This window comes from Aeromicrobium sp. P2_G6 (assembly GCF_056403535.1).
The window spans coordinates 115,704-133,360 of the sequence record NZ_JBFUFH010000005.1 but is presented as its reverse complement, the minus strand read 5'-3'; the positions used below and the strand labels follow the sequence as shown (position 1 = coordinate 133,360).

16 protein-coding genes are annotated in these 17,657 nt (G+C 68.5%); 5 read left to right on the top strand and 11 right to left on the bottom strand.

The window, feature by feature from the left end; translation table 11 throughout:
* Nucleotides 1–3 precede the first annotated feature (3 nt).
* The gene (locus AC1DVU_RS16285; RefSeq protein WP_476923507.1) at nucleotides 4–741 is read right to left on the bottom strand and encodes a hypothetical protein; all 738 of its coding nucleotides are present in this window, start codon (nucleotides 739–741) and stop codon (nucleotides 4–6) included.
* A gap of 78 nt (nucleotides 742–819) precedes the next feature.
* Entirely contained in the window at nucleotides 820–1,650 is an 831-nt protein-coding gene (locus AC1DVU_RS16280) for an alpha/beta fold hydrolase (protein WP_476923506.1), read from the bottom strand.
* 101 nt (nucleotides 1,651–1,751) lie between these two features.
* Between AC1DVU_RS16280 and AC1DVU_RS16275 the strand changes: the two genes are divergently transcribed.
* Nucleotides 1,752–2,630 carry an SDR family NAD(P)-dependent oxidoreductase gene (locus tag AC1DVU_RS16275; protein ID WP_476923505.1) on the top strand — a complete coding sequence of 293 codons (879 nt, stop codon included), beginning with the start codon at nucleotides 1,752–1,754 and terminating at the stop codon, nucleotides 2,628–2,630.
* A 35-nt stretch (nucleotides 2,631–2,665) separates the two neighbouring features.
* The gene (locus AC1DVU_RS16270) at nucleotides 2,666–3,907 is read left to right on the top strand and encodes an NADH:flavin oxidoreductase/NADH oxidase family protein (RefSeq protein WP_476923504.1); all 1,242 of its coding nucleotides are present in this window, start codon (nucleotides 2,666–2,668) and stop codon (nucleotides 3,905–3,907) included.
* Nucleotides 3,908–3,953: 46 nt separating this feature from the next.
* Here AC1DVU_RS16270 and AC1DVU_RS16265 read toward each other — a convergent pair whose 3' ends face one another.
* The 3 genes from AC1DVU_RS16265 to AC1DVU_RS16255 form a co-directional block, all read right to left on the bottom strand.
* Nucleotides 3,954–5,087, bottom strand: coding sequence for a calcium:cation antiporter (locus AC1DVU_RS16265; RefSeq protein ID WP_476923503.1), 1,134 nt, complete (start codon nucleotides 5,085–5,087; stop codon nucleotides 3,954–3,956).
* A 71-nt stretch (nucleotides 5,088–5,158) separates the two neighbouring features.
* Nucleotides 5,159–5,389 carry a hypothetical protein gene (locus AC1DVU_RS16260; protein WP_476923502.1) on the bottom strand — a complete coding sequence of 77 codons (231 nt, stop codon included), beginning with the start codon at nucleotides 5,387–5,389 and terminating at the stop codon, nucleotides 5,159–5,161.
* 50 nt (nucleotides 5,390–5,439) lie between these two features.
* Nucleotides 5,440–6,015 carry an NADPH-dependent F420 reductase gene (locus AC1DVU_RS16255; RefSeq protein ID WP_476923501.1) on the bottom strand — a complete coding sequence of 192 codons (576 nt, stop codon included), beginning with the start codon at nucleotides 6,013–6,015 and terminating at the stop codon, nucleotides 5,440–5,442.
* Nucleotides 6,016–6,107: 92 nt separating this feature from the next.
* Between AC1DVU_RS16255 and AC1DVU_RS16250 the strand changes: the two genes are divergently transcribed.
* Nucleotides 6,108–6,602, top strand: coding sequence for a MarR family winged helix-turn-helix transcriptional regulator (locus AC1DVU_RS16250; protein WP_476923500.1), 495 nt, complete (start codon nucleotides 6,108–6,110; stop codon nucleotides 6,600–6,602).
* Nucleotides 6,603–6,609: 7 nt separating this feature from the next.
* Here the strand turns inward: AC1DVU_RS16250 and AC1DVU_RS16245 are convergent, their stop codons facing one another.
* A complete protein-coding gene (locus AC1DVU_RS16245) occupies nucleotides 6,610–7,959 on the bottom strand; it encodes a flavin monoamine oxidase family protein (protein ID WP_476923499.1) in 1,350 nt (449 codons plus the stop codon).
* Nucleotides 7,960–7,962: 3 nt separating this feature from the next.
* Nucleotides 7,963–8,601, bottom strand: a complete 639-nt coding sequence (locus tag AC1DVU_RS16240) for a TetR/AcrR family transcriptional regulator (protein ID WP_476923498.1) — start codon at nucleotides 8,599–8,601, stop codon at nucleotides 7,963–7,965.
* A gap of 108 nt (nucleotides 8,602–8,709) precedes the next feature.
* Between AC1DVU_RS16240 and AC1DVU_RS16235 the strand changes: the two genes are divergently transcribed.
* Nucleotides 8,710–9,633: a nitrilase-related carbon-nitrogen hydrolase gene (locus tag AC1DVU_RS16235; RefSeq protein ID WP_476923497.1), complete on the top strand. Its 924-nt coding sequence runs from the start codon at nucleotides 8,710–8,712 to the stop codon at nucleotides 9,631–9,633.
* 8 nt (nucleotides 9,634–9,641) lie between these two features.
* A complete protein-coding gene (locus tag AC1DVU_RS16230; protein WP_476923496.1) occupies nucleotides 9,642–10,694 on the top strand; it encodes an agmatine deiminase family protein in 1,053 nt (350 codons plus the stop codon).
* Here the strand turns inward: AC1DVU_RS16230 and AC1DVU_RS16225 are convergent.
* The 4 genes from AC1DVU_RS16225 to AC1DVU_RS16210 form a co-directional block, all read right to left on the bottom strand.
* Nucleotides 10,678–13,569, bottom strand: coding sequence for an aminotransferase (locus tag AC1DVU_RS16225; protein WP_476923495.1), 2,892 nt, complete (start codon nucleotides 13,567–13,569; stop codon nucleotides 10,678–10,680). The genes AC1DVU_RS16230 and AC1DVU_RS16225 overlap by 17 nt on opposite strands.
* Before the next feature lie 92 nt (nucleotides 13,570–13,661).
* Entirely contained in the window at nucleotides 13,662–14,474 is an 813-nt protein-coding gene (locus AC1DVU_RS16220) for an SDR family NAD(P)-dependent oxidoreductase (RefSeq protein WP_476923494.1), read from the bottom strand.
* Between the two features lie 67 nt (nucleotides 14,475–14,541).
* Entirely contained in the window at nucleotides 14,542–16,140 is a 1,599-nt protein-coding gene (locus AC1DVU_RS16215; RefSeq protein WP_476923493.1) for an amidohydrolase, read from the bottom strand.
* The gene (locus AC1DVU_RS16210; RefSeq protein WP_476923492.1) at nucleotides 16,140–17,525 is read right to left on the bottom strand and encodes an APC family permease; all 1,386 of its coding nucleotides are present in this window, start codon (nucleotides 17,523–17,525) and stop codon (nucleotides 16,140–16,142) included. The genes AC1DVU_RS16215 and AC1DVU_RS16210 overlap by 1 nt, the downstream gene beginning before the upstream one ends.
* Nucleotides 17,526–17,657 lie beyond the last annotated feature (132 nt).

Below are 17,657 nucleotides of genomic sequence, written 5' to 3'. Positions count from 1 at the left end.
GGCTCACGACCCGCCGCGGTTGGCCGGTGACAAGCCCGGAAACGGCGGGGCATCGATCCCGAGGATCCCGGTGCTCGCCGTGGGCCGCACCTGCAGGAACACACCGGTCGCGTGCGTATTGTTCTGCAGAGAGTGCTTCATGCCGGTCGCATGCCCTCCGGGCCGGTAGGCGAAGTCCTGAGCGAGTGCGTACGTCTTCCAGAGGCTGATGGACGTGTGTTCGTACGGCAGCTGGGACGAGATGTCGACGCTGCCACGGTGGCCAGGATGGTGGGCCGCACGACTGGCTGCGTGCAGGTTGTTGCGGACGAACCGCACGAGGTGACCCTTGCGGAGGACGCCGTGGACGATCGCCACCATCGGCTCGTCCTTTTCGAGGGGCTCAGCGCCCTCGGCACAGGGCGACCAGCCGTGCCACCGGTCACCGTCCTCGCTCACCCTGACGCGGACCATCTGGCCGTCGAGGCTGAAGCGCCCCGGGCCGTCGATCAACGCACGGAGCGGTCCTCGGTATGCCGCCTCGGCCGCATCCGGGGAGTCCCAGGCCGCGACCAGCGCGCACCCGCCCGGCACGAGACTCGGCGCCAGCGAATATGTGGCGTTGTTGGCGTGGTTGACGGTCGCGGCTCGCAGACCGGAGATCCCACGGGCGACCTCGCGGCTCGCCCGGCGCCGCCAGAGGAGGCGCCCGCCGGGCGGACGGTCAAAGACGTCGACGGTCAGGAAGTCGGCACTGCTCATGAGATCTCCATAACGAAGTTACGAACGCGAGTTGCTCGACATTAGGACACGCCTCCCGGCTGCGCAAGGGCCGTCAGCTCAGCCGGCGAGGTGCTTCAGGGCGTCCTCGACGAACTCCGCGTGATGCTGGAACACGCCGCCGTGGCCGGAGTCCGGGTAGATCTTGACGTGGGCGTCGGGCATGCGCTCAGCCATGGCGATCGAGTGGCTGCTCGCGACCATCAGGTCGTTGCTTCCGTTGGCGACGAAGACCGGGTGGGTGATCTGCGACAGGTCATCGGGCTTGGACAGGCCGGCGGCGCGAATCGCCTTGAGCTGTGCGCGCCGCGCCTGCAGCGAGATCGACTTGTCCCGTCCCGTCGTGCGCTCCTTGAGGCGGGCAAAGTAGGCCTTCGCGGCGCGCTTGCCTTCGGTCGTACGCGGGAAGAACAGGAAGTTGCGTGCGTCGCTCAGGGTCACGGCCGCCTTGACGTAGGCGAGGACTGCCACCTTGGTGATCTCCTCGATGCCGCCTCCACCACGAGGCCCGGTCCCGGCGAGGATGGCGCGGCGCACCAGGTCCGGCGCCTGCAGGAGCACCATTTGTGCGACGCCACCGCCGAGGGAGAACCCGAGGAGATCGACCTTCTGGAGTCCGAGCGCCCGGATGAACGCGATCGCGTCGCGTCCCATCGCCTCGATGTTGTCCGGCACCGATCCGCCGGTGCCACCGACACCACGGTTGTCGAACGCGATGACGCGGTGATGCTCAGCGAGCCCGTTGATGACCTTCGGGTCCCAGTCGTCAAGCGTCGCCATCAGGTGGTGGAGGAAGACCACGGGCACGCCACCCTCGGGCCCAAGGGCCCGGTAGGTGAAGGGCACCCCATCGACATCGATCGTCTGGTTCGGTACGTCTTTCCACTTCATGGCATTGCTCCTCAGATTTATATTACGATCATACTTTCAATTGAGCATGAGTTCGTCAATAGCCCTTCCGGAACTTTTGTAACGATGTTATGTTCTCCGCCATGAACCTCAATCCCCGTCGTCGCACGACATATCAGCTCGCCGGCAAGGTCGCCTTCATCACCGGAGGAGGCCGCGGCCTCGGGGCGGCGACCGCAGCGGAGCTCGCCAAGCGAGGGGCGTACGTGGTCATCGCCGACCGTGACCTGCCCACCGCCGAGCGGACTGCCGCGGCACTGCCTGACGGCCTCGGCATGGCCGTCGAGTGCGATGTCACCGATCTCGCGTCCGTCCGGAGTGCCGTCGAGATCGCCCGCGAGTCGCGCGGTCGTATCGACATGGCCATCGCCAATGCGGGCATCCTCGGCGTCGGCGGCACGATGCGCGCGTCACGACCCGAGAACACCACAGCTGTCATGGCGGTCAACGTCGACGGCGTGACGAACACCGTCGCAGCGACGATCGAGGAGGTCATCGCCAACCAGGGCCAGCTGGTGCTCATCAGCTCGGTGTTCGCCTACATGAACGGCGCCGGCGCGATCCCGTACGCCATGAGCAAGGCTGCCGTCGAACAGCTCGGACGCGGGCTCAACACCGAGCTGGCGATGCACGGGGCCTCGGTCATGACGGCGTACTTCTCGCTCATCGAGACCGACATGATCCGCGAAGGCGTCGACGCCGATCCCCATCTGCACGCGCTGTTGTCCGCGAGCCCGAAGTTCATGCTGAAGCGCATCAAGCCCGAGACTGCTGCGGCAGCGATCGTCCGGGGCATCGAGGATCGGCGCCGCAGGCTCACGGTGCCGGGTCGCTGGCGTCCGGTGTCAACGCTGCGAGGCGTCGCCGCACCGGTTCTCGACGCGAAGTACCTGACCGACAAAGCGGTGCAGGGAGCCCTCGCTGATCTCGAGACGAACGGGCTCGCCCGGTCACACGCCTAAACATCTGACGCACCCACCCGACACAAGGACCTGCCATGCCATCACTCCACGATCCCCTGACCCTGCCCAACGGCCAGGTGCTGCCCAACCGCATCATGAAGTCAGCCCTGAGCGAGGCGCTGGCCGACCGGAACAACTCGCCCGACCACCGGCTGTCGAAGCTGTATGAGCGCTGGAGCACCGGCGGATACGGCCTGATCATCACCGGCAACGTCATGGTCGACCGTCGTCAGCTCGGCGAGCCCGACAACGTCGTGATCGAGGACGAACGCGACCTCGACGCCCTGTCCCGGTGGGCGAAGACCACCCAGGACGCCGGCGTGCCGATCTGGGCTCAGCTCAACCACCCGGGTCGCCAGTCGAGCTTGATGGCGGTGCGTCATACGCCGGTGGCACCGAGCGCTGTTGCGCTGAACCTGCCCGGCGCGACCACCCCTCGCGAGCTGACCGGTGACGAGATCGAGGACATCATCGACCGATTCGCCACGGCGGCTGTTGTGTGTGAGACGGCAGGGTTCAACGGCGTGCAGGTGCACGGCGCCCACGGCTACCTGGTCAACCAGTTCCTGTCCCCGCTGTCGAACCTGCGGACCGACGAGTGGGGCGGCGATCCCGAGCGTCGCATGCGGTTCCCGCTCGAGGTCGTCCGCCGCATCCGCTCGCGGGTCTCCCCCGGTTTCGCCGTCGCCATCAAGCTCAACTCCGCCGACTTCCAGCGCGGTGGGTTCACCGAGGACGAGTCGCGCGGCGTCCTGGCTGCGCTGGCCGGCGAGGGCCTCGACATGATCGAGATCAGTGGCGGCAGCTACGAGTCACCGGCCATGATGGGCACCGCAGCAGCATCGACGCGGGCGCGCGAGGCGTACTTCCTCGAGTACGCCCGCACGGTGCGCGAGGTCGTCGGAGATGTGCCGCTCGCCGTGACCGGCGGATTCCGGTCGCGCACGGGCATGGACTCGGCCGTCGGAACCGGCGAGTGCGACGTCGTCGGCATCGGTCGCCCCACTGTCCTCACGACCGACTCGGCATCAGTGATCCTCGGCGGCCGCGCGGACAGCATCGAGGCCCACAACGTGAAGTTCGGCATGCGCGGCGTTCTGGGCAAGGTCGCGGACCTCAAGCAGCTCGACGGGATCCTCGACCTGAGCTGGCACACCGACCAGCTTCACCGTCTCGGCGCCGGGCTGGAGCCCGACCCCAGCCGTGGTCGCCTGGCCACGGTCGTCGCCATGGTCCGCCGCAACGGTCGCGGAGCGTTCCGCCGTACGCGAGGTTGAGGGACGACTGGTGTGCGGCCGGCCTGCCGGCGTACGTCCGGGCGTATCAGGGCTGCACGGACAGGAACAGGAAGGCGGCGAGCAGCACCAGGTGGACGAAGCCTTGAAGCGCGTACGCCCGGCCCTGGACGACCGTGAACGCCGTGACGACGACGCTGAGCGCCAACAGCACCATCTGCGTGGGCTCCAGCCCGAGCTTGAGCGGGCCATCGATCCAGATCATGGCGATTGCGACCGTCGGGATGGTGAGGCCGATGGACGCCATCGCCGAGCCGTACGCGAGGTTGAGGCTCGTCTGCACCCGGTTGCGCGCACCATTGCGGAGCGCTGAGATCGACTCCGGCGCGAGCACGAACAGCGCGATCACGACGCCGACCACCCCGTAGGGAAGACCCAGGTCAGCAACGCCGTCCTCGATGCTGGGCGAGAGCAGCTTCGCCAGCCCGACCACTGACACGAGGGCGGCAAGGAGCAGCCCGAGGCTGAGCCAGGCGTCACGCGCGGACGGTGGGTCGGCGTGGCCGTCGGCGTCGAGGTCGAGCAGACCGGTGACGTGCCCGCGCTCATCGCTGGAGACCGGCAGGAAGAAGTCGCGGTGACGGATGGTCTGCGTGAACACGAAGGCGGCGTACAGCGCCAGGGAAGCCACCGCAGCAAACGCCAGCTGCGAGGGTGAGTACTCCGGGCCTTCGGCCGAGGTGGTGAAGCTGGGCAGCACCAGGCAGACCCCGGCAAGGGTGATGACGGTGGCCACCGCCGATCCGGTGCCCGACGCATTGAAGCTCACCAGGTGGTGCTTGAGTGCGCCGGCCACCAACGAGATGCCCACGATCCCGTTGAGGGTGATCATCACCGCCGCGAAGACCGTGTCGCGGGCATACGTGCTGGCGCCTTGGCCACCCCTGGTCATCAGCATCACGATCAGGCCGACCTCGATCACCGTGACCGCCACCGCCAGGATCAACGAGCCGAACGGCTCTCCCACCTTGTGCGCCACGACCTCGGCGTGGTGGACGGCGGCGATGATCCCGGCGACCAGTGCAACCCCGACGACGACCAGCACCGCCCACTGGTCGTGGTTGAACCACGTGGCGATGAGCACCAGCAGTGAGGCGACCGGTGCGGCCACCGGCCAGTGAGCTCGTACGTCCAGGCGGGCACGGTCAACGGGCGCACTCATGCAAGCAATCTAGCGAGGCGGCCCTCGTCGCCCCGGGGCCGTTTCACCTTCGCGAAGCGGCCCCGGCGAGGTCAGTCGCCTCTGCTCTCGATGGCTGCCCTGGCGAATGCAAATGCCATACCCGCCAGAGCAGAGAAGACGGCCATGGCAAGAGCGACGTAGCGGCCCCAGGGGCTCAGCTCGATACGGTCGTACCGCGCGAGGGCAATCGCTGCGATTCCCAGGACCCCGATGGACACGACCGCCGTCGTCGACATCCTCCACCGCCGGCGGTGCTGCGCCACACTCAGTCTCTTGCTCATGACTCTTTCCTCCTTGAATGTCGTGCTTCTCTCGCCGTTGCTGACGAGGGTCAGGCCGCGATGCCGAATCCGCCGGACCAGGAGACCTTCTCCGTCGCTGCGAGCGTCAGCTGCAGGAAGCCGAGCGCCTCGAGCTCACGCGCCCGGGAGAGCGCGCCGGCGTCGATCGCCTTCAGCCCACCGTCGGTGACGATGCCGGCAAGGGTCGACTTGGCGTCGGCGTCGTCGCCCGCGATCAGGACCGAGGTGGTCAACGGACCGACCGTTCCGGCGCTGAGGGTGGCGGCAAAGGTCGTGTTGAACGCCTTGAGCACCCGCGACTGCGGCAGGGCGGCGGCGATCTCAGCCGTCGCGGAGCTGTCATCCGCGACCACGAGCGAGTCGAAGGTCTCGAAGTTCAGCGGGTTGGTGATGTCGACCACGACCCGGTCGGCGAGCTGCTCGCCGCGCTGGGCGATCACATCGTTGATCGCGGAGAAGGGGACGGCGAGGACAACGACGTCGCCGCTGATCGGGGTGCTGGTGTCGTCCGAACCGAGCAGCTGGACACTGTGGCCGCCGTTGCGTGCAATCGCGGCGATGGCCTGGCCCATGTTGCCGGTACCAAGAATGGAAAGTTGTGCCATGACGAGCTCCTCTGATTGGTATTAGTTGTTCCTACAACTATTACCCTACAGCATTTAGTTGTTGTGTCAACTAATGCGGTATCCTCTCGGGTATGGGCACCCAATGGCTGGACGAGAACGAACGCGCCGCGTGGCTGCGGTTCATCGCTGTGGTCGAGCTGCTTCCGAGCGCGCTGGACTCGCAGCTCCGCGCGGACGCCGGCTTGACGCACTTCGACTACTTCGTCCTCGCGATGCTGTCGGAAGCACCGGACCGCACGCTGAGAATGACCTCGTTGGCACAGCGCACGAACGCCACCCTCCCGCGGCTGTCACACGTGGTGCGCCGCCTGGAGGATCGTGGGCTGGTGGAACGGGTGCCCTGCCCGGAGGACGCGCGGGCGACGAACGCGAAGCTCACCAAGGACGGTTGGAGCGCCGTCGAGTCGGCGTCCCACGGCCACGTCGACACCGTTCGGCGGTATGTCTTCGATCCGCTCACGCGCGAGCAGATCGATCAGCTGACCAGCATCAGCGAGGCGTTGTTGACCGGGCTCGATCCCGCAGGTCGCATGACCGCACTCTTCGACTCCGAGCAGGCTGACTAGCCCTGTGTCAGTCGCCGGTGATCGCCTGTGCCAGCTCTGCACCGACGCGCAAAGCACCGTCGACGTGCTGGAAACCCAGGCCGGCGACGTCTGAGCTACCGATCTGGATGGGCCCGACCGGCTCGCGGAGTCGGGGGCCGAAGCGGGTGAGGCCACCGATGTCGAAGCTCGAGCCGTACGCCCCGCTGCCGAGCTCCTCGGACGTCCAGTCGCTCTCGAAGTACGTCAGCGGCGAAGTGACCTGGGGCCCGAAGTAGGTCGACAGCGACGACAGAATCGCCTCGCGCCGCTGGGCTGCCGGCAGCGCGAGCACGGCATCGGCCTGCAGGTCGGAGACGAACCCCACGAGCGTCCCCCGGGTCTCGTCGTGGTTGGTGTTGTCGTACGCCTCGTGCACGATCTCGTACGGGCTGAACGCCGTACCGGACAGCCCGGCGTCGCGCCAGAACGGTGTCTCGTAGGTCGCGTGGACCTTGATGACCTGCCCGAACGACTGGTGCTGGCGGGTCTCGCGCTGGATCGACGGCAGCGGCGGCTCGAAGCGCACGCGCGTGACCGCCGTCGGCGGGATCGCGAGCACCAGGTGACCGGCGGTGACCGTCAGGTCCCCGGACGACACGGTGACGCCGGCCTCGGTCCAGACGACCTTTTCGACGTCATGGCCCGTACGCACGGCGGCGCCGAGTCGCTCGGCCAGGCGGAGCGGGACCTGCTGGAGGCCGTCGATGACCCGCTTGTCGAGGATGAACTCCGAGTCGACGAGGTTGCTGAAGCTGCCCGCGCTCGCCGCCATGTGCACCGCCTGCAGCGCCGAGAACGTGTGGGCGGGCTTGGTCAGCATGGCCTGCGCGATGAACATGCCGATGTTGTCGCGGGCCTCCGGCTCGTCGCAGTTCTGCTCGAGCCAGCCGAGGAACGTGATCTGGTCGAGCTCACGGGCGCCCGGCATGTCCCAGGGACGCGATGGGTCCAGCTGTGCCGACAGCTCATCGAGCAGGCCCGTGAGCCTCGTCATCTCCGACTCGACGGCCGCGGCGACCGGCAGCACCTCTCCGGTGAACGTGCGACGCTCGCCGTCGAGACCCACGTAGATCGACTCGCCCTCGCGGTGTCGCTCGAACGTCTCGAGACCCAGCTCGTCGAGCATCGCGAGCAGTGCATCCTGGTCAGGCGAGACCCACTGCCCGCCGATCTCGAGGTCCACGCCGTCGACCTCGTCGGTCCACAACCGGCCACCGACGCGCGCCCGCGACTCGAGCACCAGCACCGAGCGGCCGGCGCGCTGCAATGCGTACGCCGCGGACAGTCCCGTCGCTCCGGCGCCCACGATCAGGACATCGACGTCTTCGTTGGTCATGGCTCAACCTTCCACGGTGCTTGATGTTGCATCGGCTTCCTTGGCCAGGGTCCGGATGCCTTCGAGCATCACGCGGAGTCCGATGTCGAACGAGCGGTCGGCGCGCGCACGCCCGGTTGGCGCGGCATCGATGGCCGCGTGCATGGCGTCGCTGGTTGCTGCGCTCGAGTCCCAGACCTCGTCCGGCGCTGCGACATCCAGCGCTGCTCCGATGACATAGCTGTCCATGATCGTGATCGCGTCGAGCAGAAGCTCGTCGGGGACGCCGGACCTGCGCAGGATCGTGGCCATGACCCCGTACATCTGCATGACCGGTTCGGAGACGACGGTGTTGGAGGTGAGCATCGGGATGAGCCGCGGGTGTCGCGCGAACGAATCGCGGTACTCGCGCAGGAACATCGGCAACGCGTCGTCCCACGAGGCATCCGGGTCGAACTGGAGGGCGCCGTCACTCATCATCAGGGCACGCATGCCCTCGACGATGTCGTCGCGGCCGGAGACATGGTTGTAGAGCGACGACGGCCGGACCCCGAGCCGGTTCGCGACGGCTCCAACCGTGAACTCGCCGGTGGAGTCCACGAGCTCGAGAGCCGCCCGGGCGATCTTCTCGGCGGACAGGATCGGTGACGACGGCCGAGCCATCCACGCCACCTCCGCCACAATTTTTTGCCGAACCCCTTGCCAGTCCGGTACGTCGTCACCATACTAAAACGAATCTTCTTCGTTTTACCAGTCCCGACTTGGAGACTCATGGAACTGATCACCGCCTTCGACGTCCAGCCCTCGCTCGCCGGCGCGAAGCCGTCGACGGTGCCGCCAGTGCGTGTCGGCCTGGTCCAGCATCACTGGCGAGAGGACCCCGCGGAGCTGCAGCAGGTCCTCGCCGACGGGGTGGCCCAGGCAGCCGAGCTCGGCGCACGGATCGTGTTCCTCCCCGAGCTGACCCTCTCGCGCTACCCGGCTGACACCCTCCCGAGCGGGTTGCCGTCAGCCATCGCCGAGGACCTCCTGACGGGCCCGACCGCGACCTTCGCGGCACGGATGGCCCAGCAGCACGGCATCTTCGTGCACGCTTCGCTCTATGAGCGCGCCGACGGTGATGACGGGCTGGGGTTCAACTGCGCGATTCTGGTGGCGCCGTCGGGGCAGGTCGTCGCCCGTACGCGCAAGACCCACATCCCGGTGACTGAGGGCTACTTCGAGGACAAGTACTTCCGTCCCGGCCCGGCCGACGACGCCTACCCCGTCCACCAGCCCGACGAGCTCGGGTTCAACCTCGGCCTGCCGACGTGCTGGGACGAGTGGTTCCCCGAAGTTGCCCGGCTCTACGCACTGGGCGGCGCCGACGTCCTCGCCTATCCGACTGCCATCGGCTCGGAGCCTGACTTCCCGGACTTCGACACGCAGCCGCTGTGGCGGCAGGTCATCGTCGGGCATGCCATCGCCAACGGGCTGTTCATCGTCGTACCCAACCGAACCGGAGACGAGGGGACGCTGCAGTTCTACGGCTCGTCGTTCATCGTCGATCCGTACGGGCGAGTGCTCGCCGAGGCGCCCCGCGACACCGAGGCCGTCCTCGTCGCCGACCTCGCGATCGACCAGCGCGAGGACTGGCTCACGCTCTTCCCGTTCCTGCGCACACGGCGCCCCGACACCTACTCCGGGCTCGCCTGATGTGGCGGATGCCGTCGGAGACCGCTCGCCACACCTGCACGTGGATGGCCTGGCCCAGCTCCGGCTACACGCTCGGTGACACCGCCGGCGAGGCTGACGAGGCCCGCGCCACCTGGGCTGCGGTTGCTCACGCCGTCAGCGAGTTCGAGCCCGTACGCATGGTGGTCGACCCCTCTGCTGCGAAGGTCGCGCGCGACTGGCTCGGCTCGGAGATCGAGCTGTTCGAGGCGAAGCTCGATGACGCGTGGATGCGGGACATCGGACCCAGCTTCGTGGTCCGCGAGCCCGACACCGACATCGCCGGCCGGCTCGGAGCGGTGGCCTGGGTGTTCAACGGCTGGGGCGCCCAGCAGTGGGCGTCGTGGGAGCACGACGCCCAGATCGGCCGCCAGGTCGCTGAGTGGGCCGGGGCCGAGCTGATCGAGTCACCCATGATCAATGAGGGCGGCGGAATCCACGTCGACGGCCGCGGCACGGCCCTGGTCACCGAGACCGTCCAGCGCGGCGAGGGTCGCAACGTCGATTGGTCGAGGGCACAGGTCGAGGCCGAGCTGGCCCGCACCATCGGCGCTGACCGGGTGGTCTGGCTGCCGCGCGGCCTGACCCGCGACTACGACGAGTTCGGCACCCGCGGCCACGTCGACATCGTCGCGACGATCCCCACAGCCGGCACCGTTCTGGTCCACGCCCAACCGGACCCGTCACACCCCGATCACGCCGCCGTCGAAGAGATCCTCGCGAGCTTCGACGAGAGCTGGAACATCGTCGCCCTGCCGGCGCCCACCGTGCTGGAGGACGAGGACGGTTTCGTCGACTACAGCTACGTCAACCACCTGGTGTGCAACGAGGGCGTCGTCGCCTGCGGGTTCGACGACCCCCGCGACAGCGAAGCCCGCGAGATCCTCCAGGACGCGTACCCGGGTCGGCGCATCGTCTCAGTCGACGCCCGGCCGCTGTTCGCCCGCGGCGGCGGCATCCACTGCATCACCCAGCAGCAGCCCGATCCGTCCAGCTCTTCGCGATCGCGTAGTCACCGCCGCGCCGTCACCAGCCCGTCGTGAGGACCCGCTCGAGGGAGTCGGCGAAGTAGTCGACCGATTCTTGTGAGACACACAGCGGGGGCTTGATCTTGAGCACGTTCTGGAAGTCACCGGTCGGCTGCATGATGACGCCCAGCTCGAGCAGGCGATCGCAGATCGCGGCTGTCTCTTCGGTCGCGGGCTCGAGGGTGGTTCGGTCGCGCACGAACTCGAGGCCCAGGTAGAGGCCGGAGCCGTGGACGGCGCCCACGATGGAGTGCGCGTCGGCGAGTGCGAGTAGGCGGGCCTTCAAGTGCGCACCGACGACGCGCGCGTTCTCCTGCAGGCCCTCTTGCTGGATGACGTCGAGCACGGCCAGGCCGATCGCCGACGACACCGGCGAGCCGCCGGTGGAGGAGAAGAAGTACCCGCCTGTGCGGTAACGGTCGGCGATCTCTCGACGGGTGATGACGACGCCGATCGGTTGCCCGGCGCCCACGGACTTCGCGACGGCCACGACATCGGGCACGGCTCGCTGCTGCTGGAAGCCCCAGAACCACTCGCCGAGCCTGCCGTAGCCGACCTGGACCTCGTCGGCGATGGCGATGCCACCGTGCCGGCGTACGGCGGCATACACCTGCGCGAGATAACCGTCAGGAAGCGCGACGCCGCCGGCGTTGCCGAAGTACGGCTCGCAGATGAACCCGGCGGGTGGTGTTCCCGCAGCTGCCAGGTCATCGATGACCTGCACGGCCTCGGGAGCGTAGCGAGCGGCGTCGGGGCCGCGGTGGATCCCGCGAAAGGGGTTGGCGGCGTCGACGGTGTGCACCCACGGTGGTCGCGTGGTCAAGGCATTGGGGTTGTCTGCGATGGAGGTCGACACGGCGTCGCTGGCGAAGGTCCAACCGTGGTACGCCTCGCGCATGGCCACGATGTCCGTGCGCCCGGTCGCGGCCATCGCGATGCGGATGGCGAGATCGGTTGCCTCCGAGCCAGAGTTGACGAAGAACACCGTGTCGAGCTCGTCGGGCAGCGTCGCCGAGACACGGTCCGCGAACTCAGCGATCACGCGGTAGTTGAACCGTGAGTTGGTGTTGAGCAGTCGCATCTGCCGGTTGGCAGCCTCGACCACGGTCGGGTGGGCGTGTCCGACCGAGGTGACGTTGTTGACCATGTCGAGATAGACGCGGCCGTCGGTGTCGGCGAGGAACTCGCGCCATCCTCGCTCGATGCGGGGAGGGCACGCGTAATAGTGCTCCTGCACCTCGGCGAGCACCCGTTCGCGGCGTGCGAGAGTGTCATCGCCGCTTTCGAGAGTGACCGCCGGGAGGCCGATGACCGGTCCGGGATCGCCGGCGAGGCTCTGCCAGCCAACGGCGTACGACGGTTCCACTCGCAGCGGGACCTCGCCGACATCGGCGCGGGTGAGCTGGATCTCGATCGGGGTGCGCGCGGGCAGCAGGCCTGGTTCCGACGCCGAGTCCGTGAAGCCGGTGAAGCGGATGGCGTGCCCGTCAAGGGAGACGGCGATGCCATCGGCAGTCTGCGTGAGCTGGCCGCCCGACGGGACATCGACGGCCCGGTCGTGCGCGAGCCACAGGGTGAGCGCGGTGGGCACCGTCGCCGGTGCGGCAGGGGTGCGCATGGGGCTCCCGGTGAGCCGGGGGTGCCACGCCGGCGCGATCGCTGCAGGTGCACCGCCGTCCAGGGCAGCCAGCGCGGCGTCAGTCAGTGCCTCCTGGTCCAACCAACGTCCCTCGTCATTGAGCGGCGACATCGTCCCAGCGTCGAGAATCACCGCGTCGACCACGCCACCGACCAGCGGAGCCTCGTTCCAGACCGGTCGCGGACGGGGCTCGAGACCCACTGCGCGACGCAACATCTCGCTCATCACCTCGAAGGGCACCGATGCCGCCTGCTGGAGGATGCGGAACTCGCGATCCAGCGCGGCGTCGGCATAGTCGTTCTGCGCGTCGAGCCGGACCTGGTGACGGCCGCTCAGCGCCAAGACCACCCCGCGGAGGGCGACCAGCGGCCAGATCGCGTCGACCTCCTCCTCGCTGAGCGGACGCAGCGAGTGGAATGCGCGTACGGCCGGCAGCGCATGAGCTGGCGTGAGGCCGTCATGATGCAGGAGCGAGGAGACGGTGACGGCGATCTCGTTCACGGCCCAGGACTCGGCGACGTCTCCGAAGTCGATGACGGCATCAGGCAGCGGCGCACCCGGTGTGGCGGCCGCGATCACGTTGTCATCGGTGATGTCCCAGTGCCCGATCTGAACGGGCAGGTGTGAGGAGACCGCATCCAGCCGGCTCTGCGCTGACGCGGCGACGGCGGAGGCGAACTGGCGCACGTCGGTGTCGGGTTCGTCGAGGGTGAGCGTCGCGATCACCCGCTCGGCATGACGAAGGTCCCACTGCAGCACACGAGCAGACGCCGGATGCCGGAGGTCCGAGAGCGCGACGCTCACCTTCGCGGCAAGCTCGCCCATCCTGGCCACCACAGCCGGCGAGAGGTATCCGGATCCCATCAGCGTCATGCCGGAGACGTGCGTGATGACCCGGGCGTGAATGCGTCCCTGAGTGGTGTCCCACCACGCGGACATCGGCCCGCGCGGCCCGGCGACCACCTGAGGGACGCGCAGCGTCGGCTCGCGCTCAGCGACAGTCTTCGCGGCGAGGTCCTGCAATTCGATCTCCCCCTCGCTGAAGACGGGGTTGCTCAGCTTGAGCACGCCGATCGGCGCGGTGCTCTCGGTGTCGGACACGACGAAGTTCTGATCCTGCTGGCTCCCCAGCTCAGTGAGGTTGCATCGCAGCCCGAACACCTCGTCCAACAATCGCCGAACCTCCTCGATYCCCAGCGTCGGCGAAGGCAGCTCGGGGCGGGCGAAGAAGTCAAAAACCTGATCAGCCATGAGTCTCAATTCCTCTTTCTCGGAACGGTACGGCCGCCTGTCGCGAGACGGAGCGCCGGCACCGATGTCCACGCTCTCCGTGGCTTTGCTCATCAGAGCTGTTCGCCCGGGCGGACGAGGAAAGGCTCCTCGTCGATGGAGTTGCCGCCGTCGACCGCCAGCACCTGGCCGGTGACGTACGACGCGGCCGGGGACGCGAGGTAGGCGACCAAGGACGCGACTTCCTCCGGGGTCCCCGGGCGTCCGACCGGTGTGGCACCCCCGAGCGTGCGTTCGTGCTCTGAGGACGAGCCGGTGGCGATCCAGCCCGGCGCCACGACATTGCAGGTGATCCCACGGTGTGCGTGGTCGACTGCGATCGAGCGGGACAGCCCGATCACTGCGGCCTTCGCCGCGTGATAGGCGGCATCCCCTCGATAGGCCATCACACCGCCAGAGAGGGACCCGATGCTGACGATCCGGCCATAGCCCTCGGCAATCATCGGAGTGAGCGCCGCACGGGTGACGTAGAAGTTCGTGTCGAGGTTGCGGGCGATCAGTGCTCGCCACTGCTCATCGCTGGTGTCCTCGGCCGGCGACTGCTCCTCCTCGCCGGAGGTGGCCACCATGCCAGCGCTGTTGACCAGCGCGTCCACCCTGCCCCAGCGCTCGAGCGCCACGCCGATCAGCTCGTCGGCCGTCGCGGAGCTGGTGAGGTCACCCACGAACCCGATGGCGTTCGCCCCCGACGCGCGCAGCTCGCCCACCCGCGCGTCGATGCGCGGGCTCGTCGCTGACACCAGCAGACGGTGTGTCCCGGCCAGCGCTCGCGCGCAAGCCACCCCTATGCCCGCGGGACTTCCTGCGCCTGTGATGACCGCGACGCGGCTGCCGTCGCCCGCGTCGCGCTGGGTCCGCGTCCCCATCGTTCTCCTCATCCATCCTGTTCGTGGTGTGGTTGTGGCACGGTCGCGCTCACCTGAGAGGTCCCCCTCAACCCAGCGCTCCCCGGTGGGAGACCGCGCCGTCCACGACCGTGAGGACGATCGGAGCGTCCACCAGTTCGTCCGGTGGCGCGACCAACGGGTCGACGGCGAACGCGGTCAGGTCAGCACGCTTGCCGACCTCGAGCGTCCCCGCGACCTCGTCCTCGGCGACGGACCATGCGGCGTGCGTGGTGTAACCCTCCAGCGCCATCCGGGCGGAGATCGCCTGCTCGGGGCTGATCGGCGTGCGGTCAGGAGCTCCGCCGCGGCGACGTAGTTGCGCGGCCGCCAGGATCCCGCGTGGATCGAAGTCGGCGATCGGCCAGTCGGACCCGAGCGCGACGCGCACGCCGGCCGCTCGGAGGTCCCCGATCCGCCAGCCTCGGCCGGCCCGAGCCGGCCCGAGCCGCGTCGACCAGTTGTCGCTGTGATCGGGAGTGGTGTACTCCGTGCAGTGCGTCGGCTGCATGCTCGCCGTGACCGGCAGCGTTGCGAATGCCTCGACGAGGTCGTCCGGGATCGTCTCGATGTGCTCGATACGGTGCCGCACGCGGTGGCGGGTTCGCGCGAGTGCGTCCAGGACGTAGCGGACGCCCTGGTCACCGATCGCATGCGTGGCGGTCGGCACGTCGTGCTCGTCGAACCAGGCGATCGCCCGCGCGTACGCCTCCGGGTCGGGCCAGTACGGCGCCCTGGACTCGCCGAGCGTGTCCGGCTCCTCGAGCCAGGCGGTGCCGTTGTCGACGGTGCCGTCGATGAACAGCTTCGCACCTCGCACCAACCAGCGCCGGCCGCCCGAGCCTTGGAGCGCGGCCACCGCAGCCCAGTCCTCCTCGGCCGTGCCCGGCTGGACCCACGGCGAGCAGCGTAGCCGCACCGGCAGGTCGCCCGCGCTCTCGATCAGGCCGTAGACGGTCGCCGCCTGGGCCGCGTGCTCGAGCGCGTGTGCCGCGGTGATCCCGAGCGCCGCCATGCCCGATAGTGCCTCGTAGGTGCGGGCGGCGATCTCCTCGACGGATGCCTCGGGAACCGCGGCGTCGACGAGGGCGATCGCCGCGGCCTCGAGCAGCAGCCCGGTCGGTATACCGTCGGCGTCGCACACGACCTCGGACCGCTGGTCGAAGGCACGCGCGCCGGTGACGCCGGCGATCCGCAGCGCCTCGGTGGAGGCGAGCGCCGAGTGGCCGTCGAACAACCGGATCAGCGCCGGTCGCCCGCCGACCACGTCGTCGATGTCCGCCGCTGTCAGGGTTCGGCCGTGCACGGCGTTCGTGTCCAGCCCCCACCCGAGGACCCACTCGCCCGGCTTGACAGTGGCGGCGTGCTCGGCCAGCGTCCGGCGTACGTCATGCATGTCCAACCCGAGCAGCGCGGCTCCTCGGGTGAGCCCTGCCCCGAGCACCGGGTGGATGTGCGCGTCGATGAGACCGGGCGTGATCGTGGCGTCACCGAGGTCGATCACCTGGGTCGCAGACCCGCGCCACGCCGCGATGTCCTCGCGGGTGCCCAAGGCCGCGATCCGGCCCTCGCGGATCCCGACCGCGGTGGGACCTGAGTCGGGATCTGCGAGGGTTCTGATCCGGTCAGCGGCGACGACGAGATCCATCACTCCGCGAGCTCCACTTCGGCGTCGTCGTGGGCCAGCAGGGCGATGGTCTCGGGTCGGGCGCTGCGCAGCACCAGGCCGCCGACGACACCGAGCAGGAGCACCGCCGGGACAATCCCGACCAGCACGACGTTGGTTGCCTGCGGCGCGCCGGTGAGCACGTCGATGTGCTTGACCACCTCGTAGATGACCCAGGCCATCAGCCCGGCCGCTGCCACCGAGGTCGAGATCAAGAAACCCCGTCGCGGCGTGTCCCGTCGGCGGACGAAGAACGCCACCGCCGCGGCCGCGGCGAGCAGCTGCAGCAGGATGATGCCGATGACGCCAGGAGTGTTCACCTTGATCAGCAGGTCCTGGATCGGGTCGAGGTCCAGCGCGGCGGCGGCGAGCACGACGGCCAGGGCAAGCAGGCTCTGCACCCCGCCCGCGAACGCCGGGCTGCCGGCGCGGTTGGTGCGGGCGAACACCGTCGGCAGCGCGCCGCTCTCCGCCATCCCGAACACGTACCGGTTGATCGCGTTGTGGAAGGCCAGCTGCGAGGCGTAGACACTGGTCACGATCAGGACGTACATGGCGTGCACCGCCCACGCGCCGACGTACTGGTCCATGGTGGCAAAGAAGAGCCCCGGACCCATTTTACCGGCCGCGGCCTGGATGCCGGCCTCGCCGAACGCCTGCACCACGGTCCAGGTGATGAAGCAGTAGAACAACGCCATGAACCCGACAGCGGCGTACGTCGCCCGCGGAATCGTCCGCGCGGGATCGCGCGCCTCGGCACGGTACAACGCTGTGGACTCGAAGCCCATGAACGCGGCGAAGCAGATCCCGAGGACCGCAAACACCCCGCTGTTGAAGATGTTGCCCGGTTCGAACGACGCGACCCCGAGCCCATCGGCGCCGCCCTGGGCGATGATGGCCACACCCATGATCGCCAGGATCGCCGACTCCAGGGTGATCAGCACGACGAGGACCTTCGCCCCGACGTCGATCCCGAGCGCCCCCAGGGTGAACACCGCAACCACCGCGATCGCCGCGATCACCCACCACGGAGCGGTCACGCCGAAGAGGTCGTCCAGCGCCGCCTGGGTCTGGAGGCCGAAGAGACCGTAGACGCCGATCTGGAGCAGGTTGTAGGAAACGATCGCCAGCACGGCTGCCGCGAACCCCGCGGTGCCGCCGAACGCGTGGCCGATGTAGACGAAGAAGCCGCCGGTCCGCCTGATCTTCGCCGCCATCGCGCCGAAGCCGATGGCGAAGACACACAGCACGATCCCGGCCAGCAGGTAGGCTCCCGGCACGCCGACGCCGCCGATCGCCAGCGCGATCGGTGCCACGCCGGCCAGGGCCGTCAGGGGCGCCGCCGCGGAGATGACCGTCGCGGTCACGCCGACGGCGCCGATCGAGTTTGCTCGCAGGGTGCTCGAGCCGGACGTGGACGAAGATGGGTCCGAGGAAGTGGGACGTTCAGATATGGACATGGCTACCTCGCGGTCGGCAAAACGAATATGATTCGTTTG

Coding starts and splice junctions, on each gene's coding strand:
- AC1DVU_RS16285 (WP_476923507.1), bottom strand. CDS start 741: ATGAGCAGTGCCGACTTCCTGACCGTCGACGTCTTTGACCGTCCGCCC.
- AC1DVU_RS16280 (WP_476923506.1), bottom strand. CDS start 1,650: ATGAAGTGGAAAGACGTACCGAACCAGACGATCGATGTCGATGGGGTG.
- AC1DVU_RS16275 (WP_476923505.1), top strand. CDS start 1,752: ATGAACCTCAATCCCCGTCGTCGCACGACATATCAGCTCGCCGGCAAG.
- AC1DVU_RS16270 (WP_476923504.1), top strand. CDS start 2,666: ATGCCATCACTCCACGATCCCCTGACCCTGCCCAACGGCCAGGTGCTG.
- AC1DVU_RS16265 (WP_476923503.1), bottom strand. CDS start 5,087: ATGAGTGCGCCCGTTGACCGTGCCCGCCTGGACGTACGAGCTCACTGG.
- AC1DVU_RS16260 (WP_476923502.1), bottom strand. CDS start 5,389: ATGAGCAAGAGACTGAGTGTGGCGCAGCACCGCCGGCGGTGGAGGATG.
- AC1DVU_RS16255 (WP_476923501.1), bottom strand. CDS start 6,015: ATGGCACAACTTTCCATTCTTGGTACCGGCAACATGGGCCAGGCCATC.
- AC1DVU_RS16250 (WP_476923500.1), top strand. CDS start 6,108: ATGGGCACCCAATGGCTGGACGAGAACGAACGCGCCGCGTGGCTGCGG.
- AC1DVU_RS16245 (WP_476923499.1), bottom strand. CDS start 7,959: ATGACCAACGAAGACGTCGATGTCCTGATCGTGGGCGCCGGAGCGACG.
- AC1DVU_RS16240 (WP_476923498.1), bottom strand. CDS start 8,601: ATGGCTCGGCCGTCGTCACCGATCCTGTCCGCCGAGAAGATCGCCCGG.
- AC1DVU_RS16235 (WP_476923497.1), top strand. CDS start 8,710: ATGGAACTGATCACCGCCTTCGACGTCCAGCCCTCGCTCGCCGGCGCG.
- AC1DVU_RS16230 (WP_476923496.1), top strand. CDS start 9,642: ATGCCGTCGGAGACCGCTCGCCACACCTGCACGTGGATGGCCTGGCCC.
- AC1DVU_RS16220 (WP_476923494.1), bottom strand. CDS start 14,474: ATGGGGACGCGGACCCAGCGCGACGCGGGCGACGGCAGCCGCGTCGCG.
- AC1DVU_RS16215 (WP_476923493.1), bottom strand. CDS start 16,140: ATGGATCTCGTCGTCGCCGCTGACCGGATCAGAACCCTCGCAGATCCC.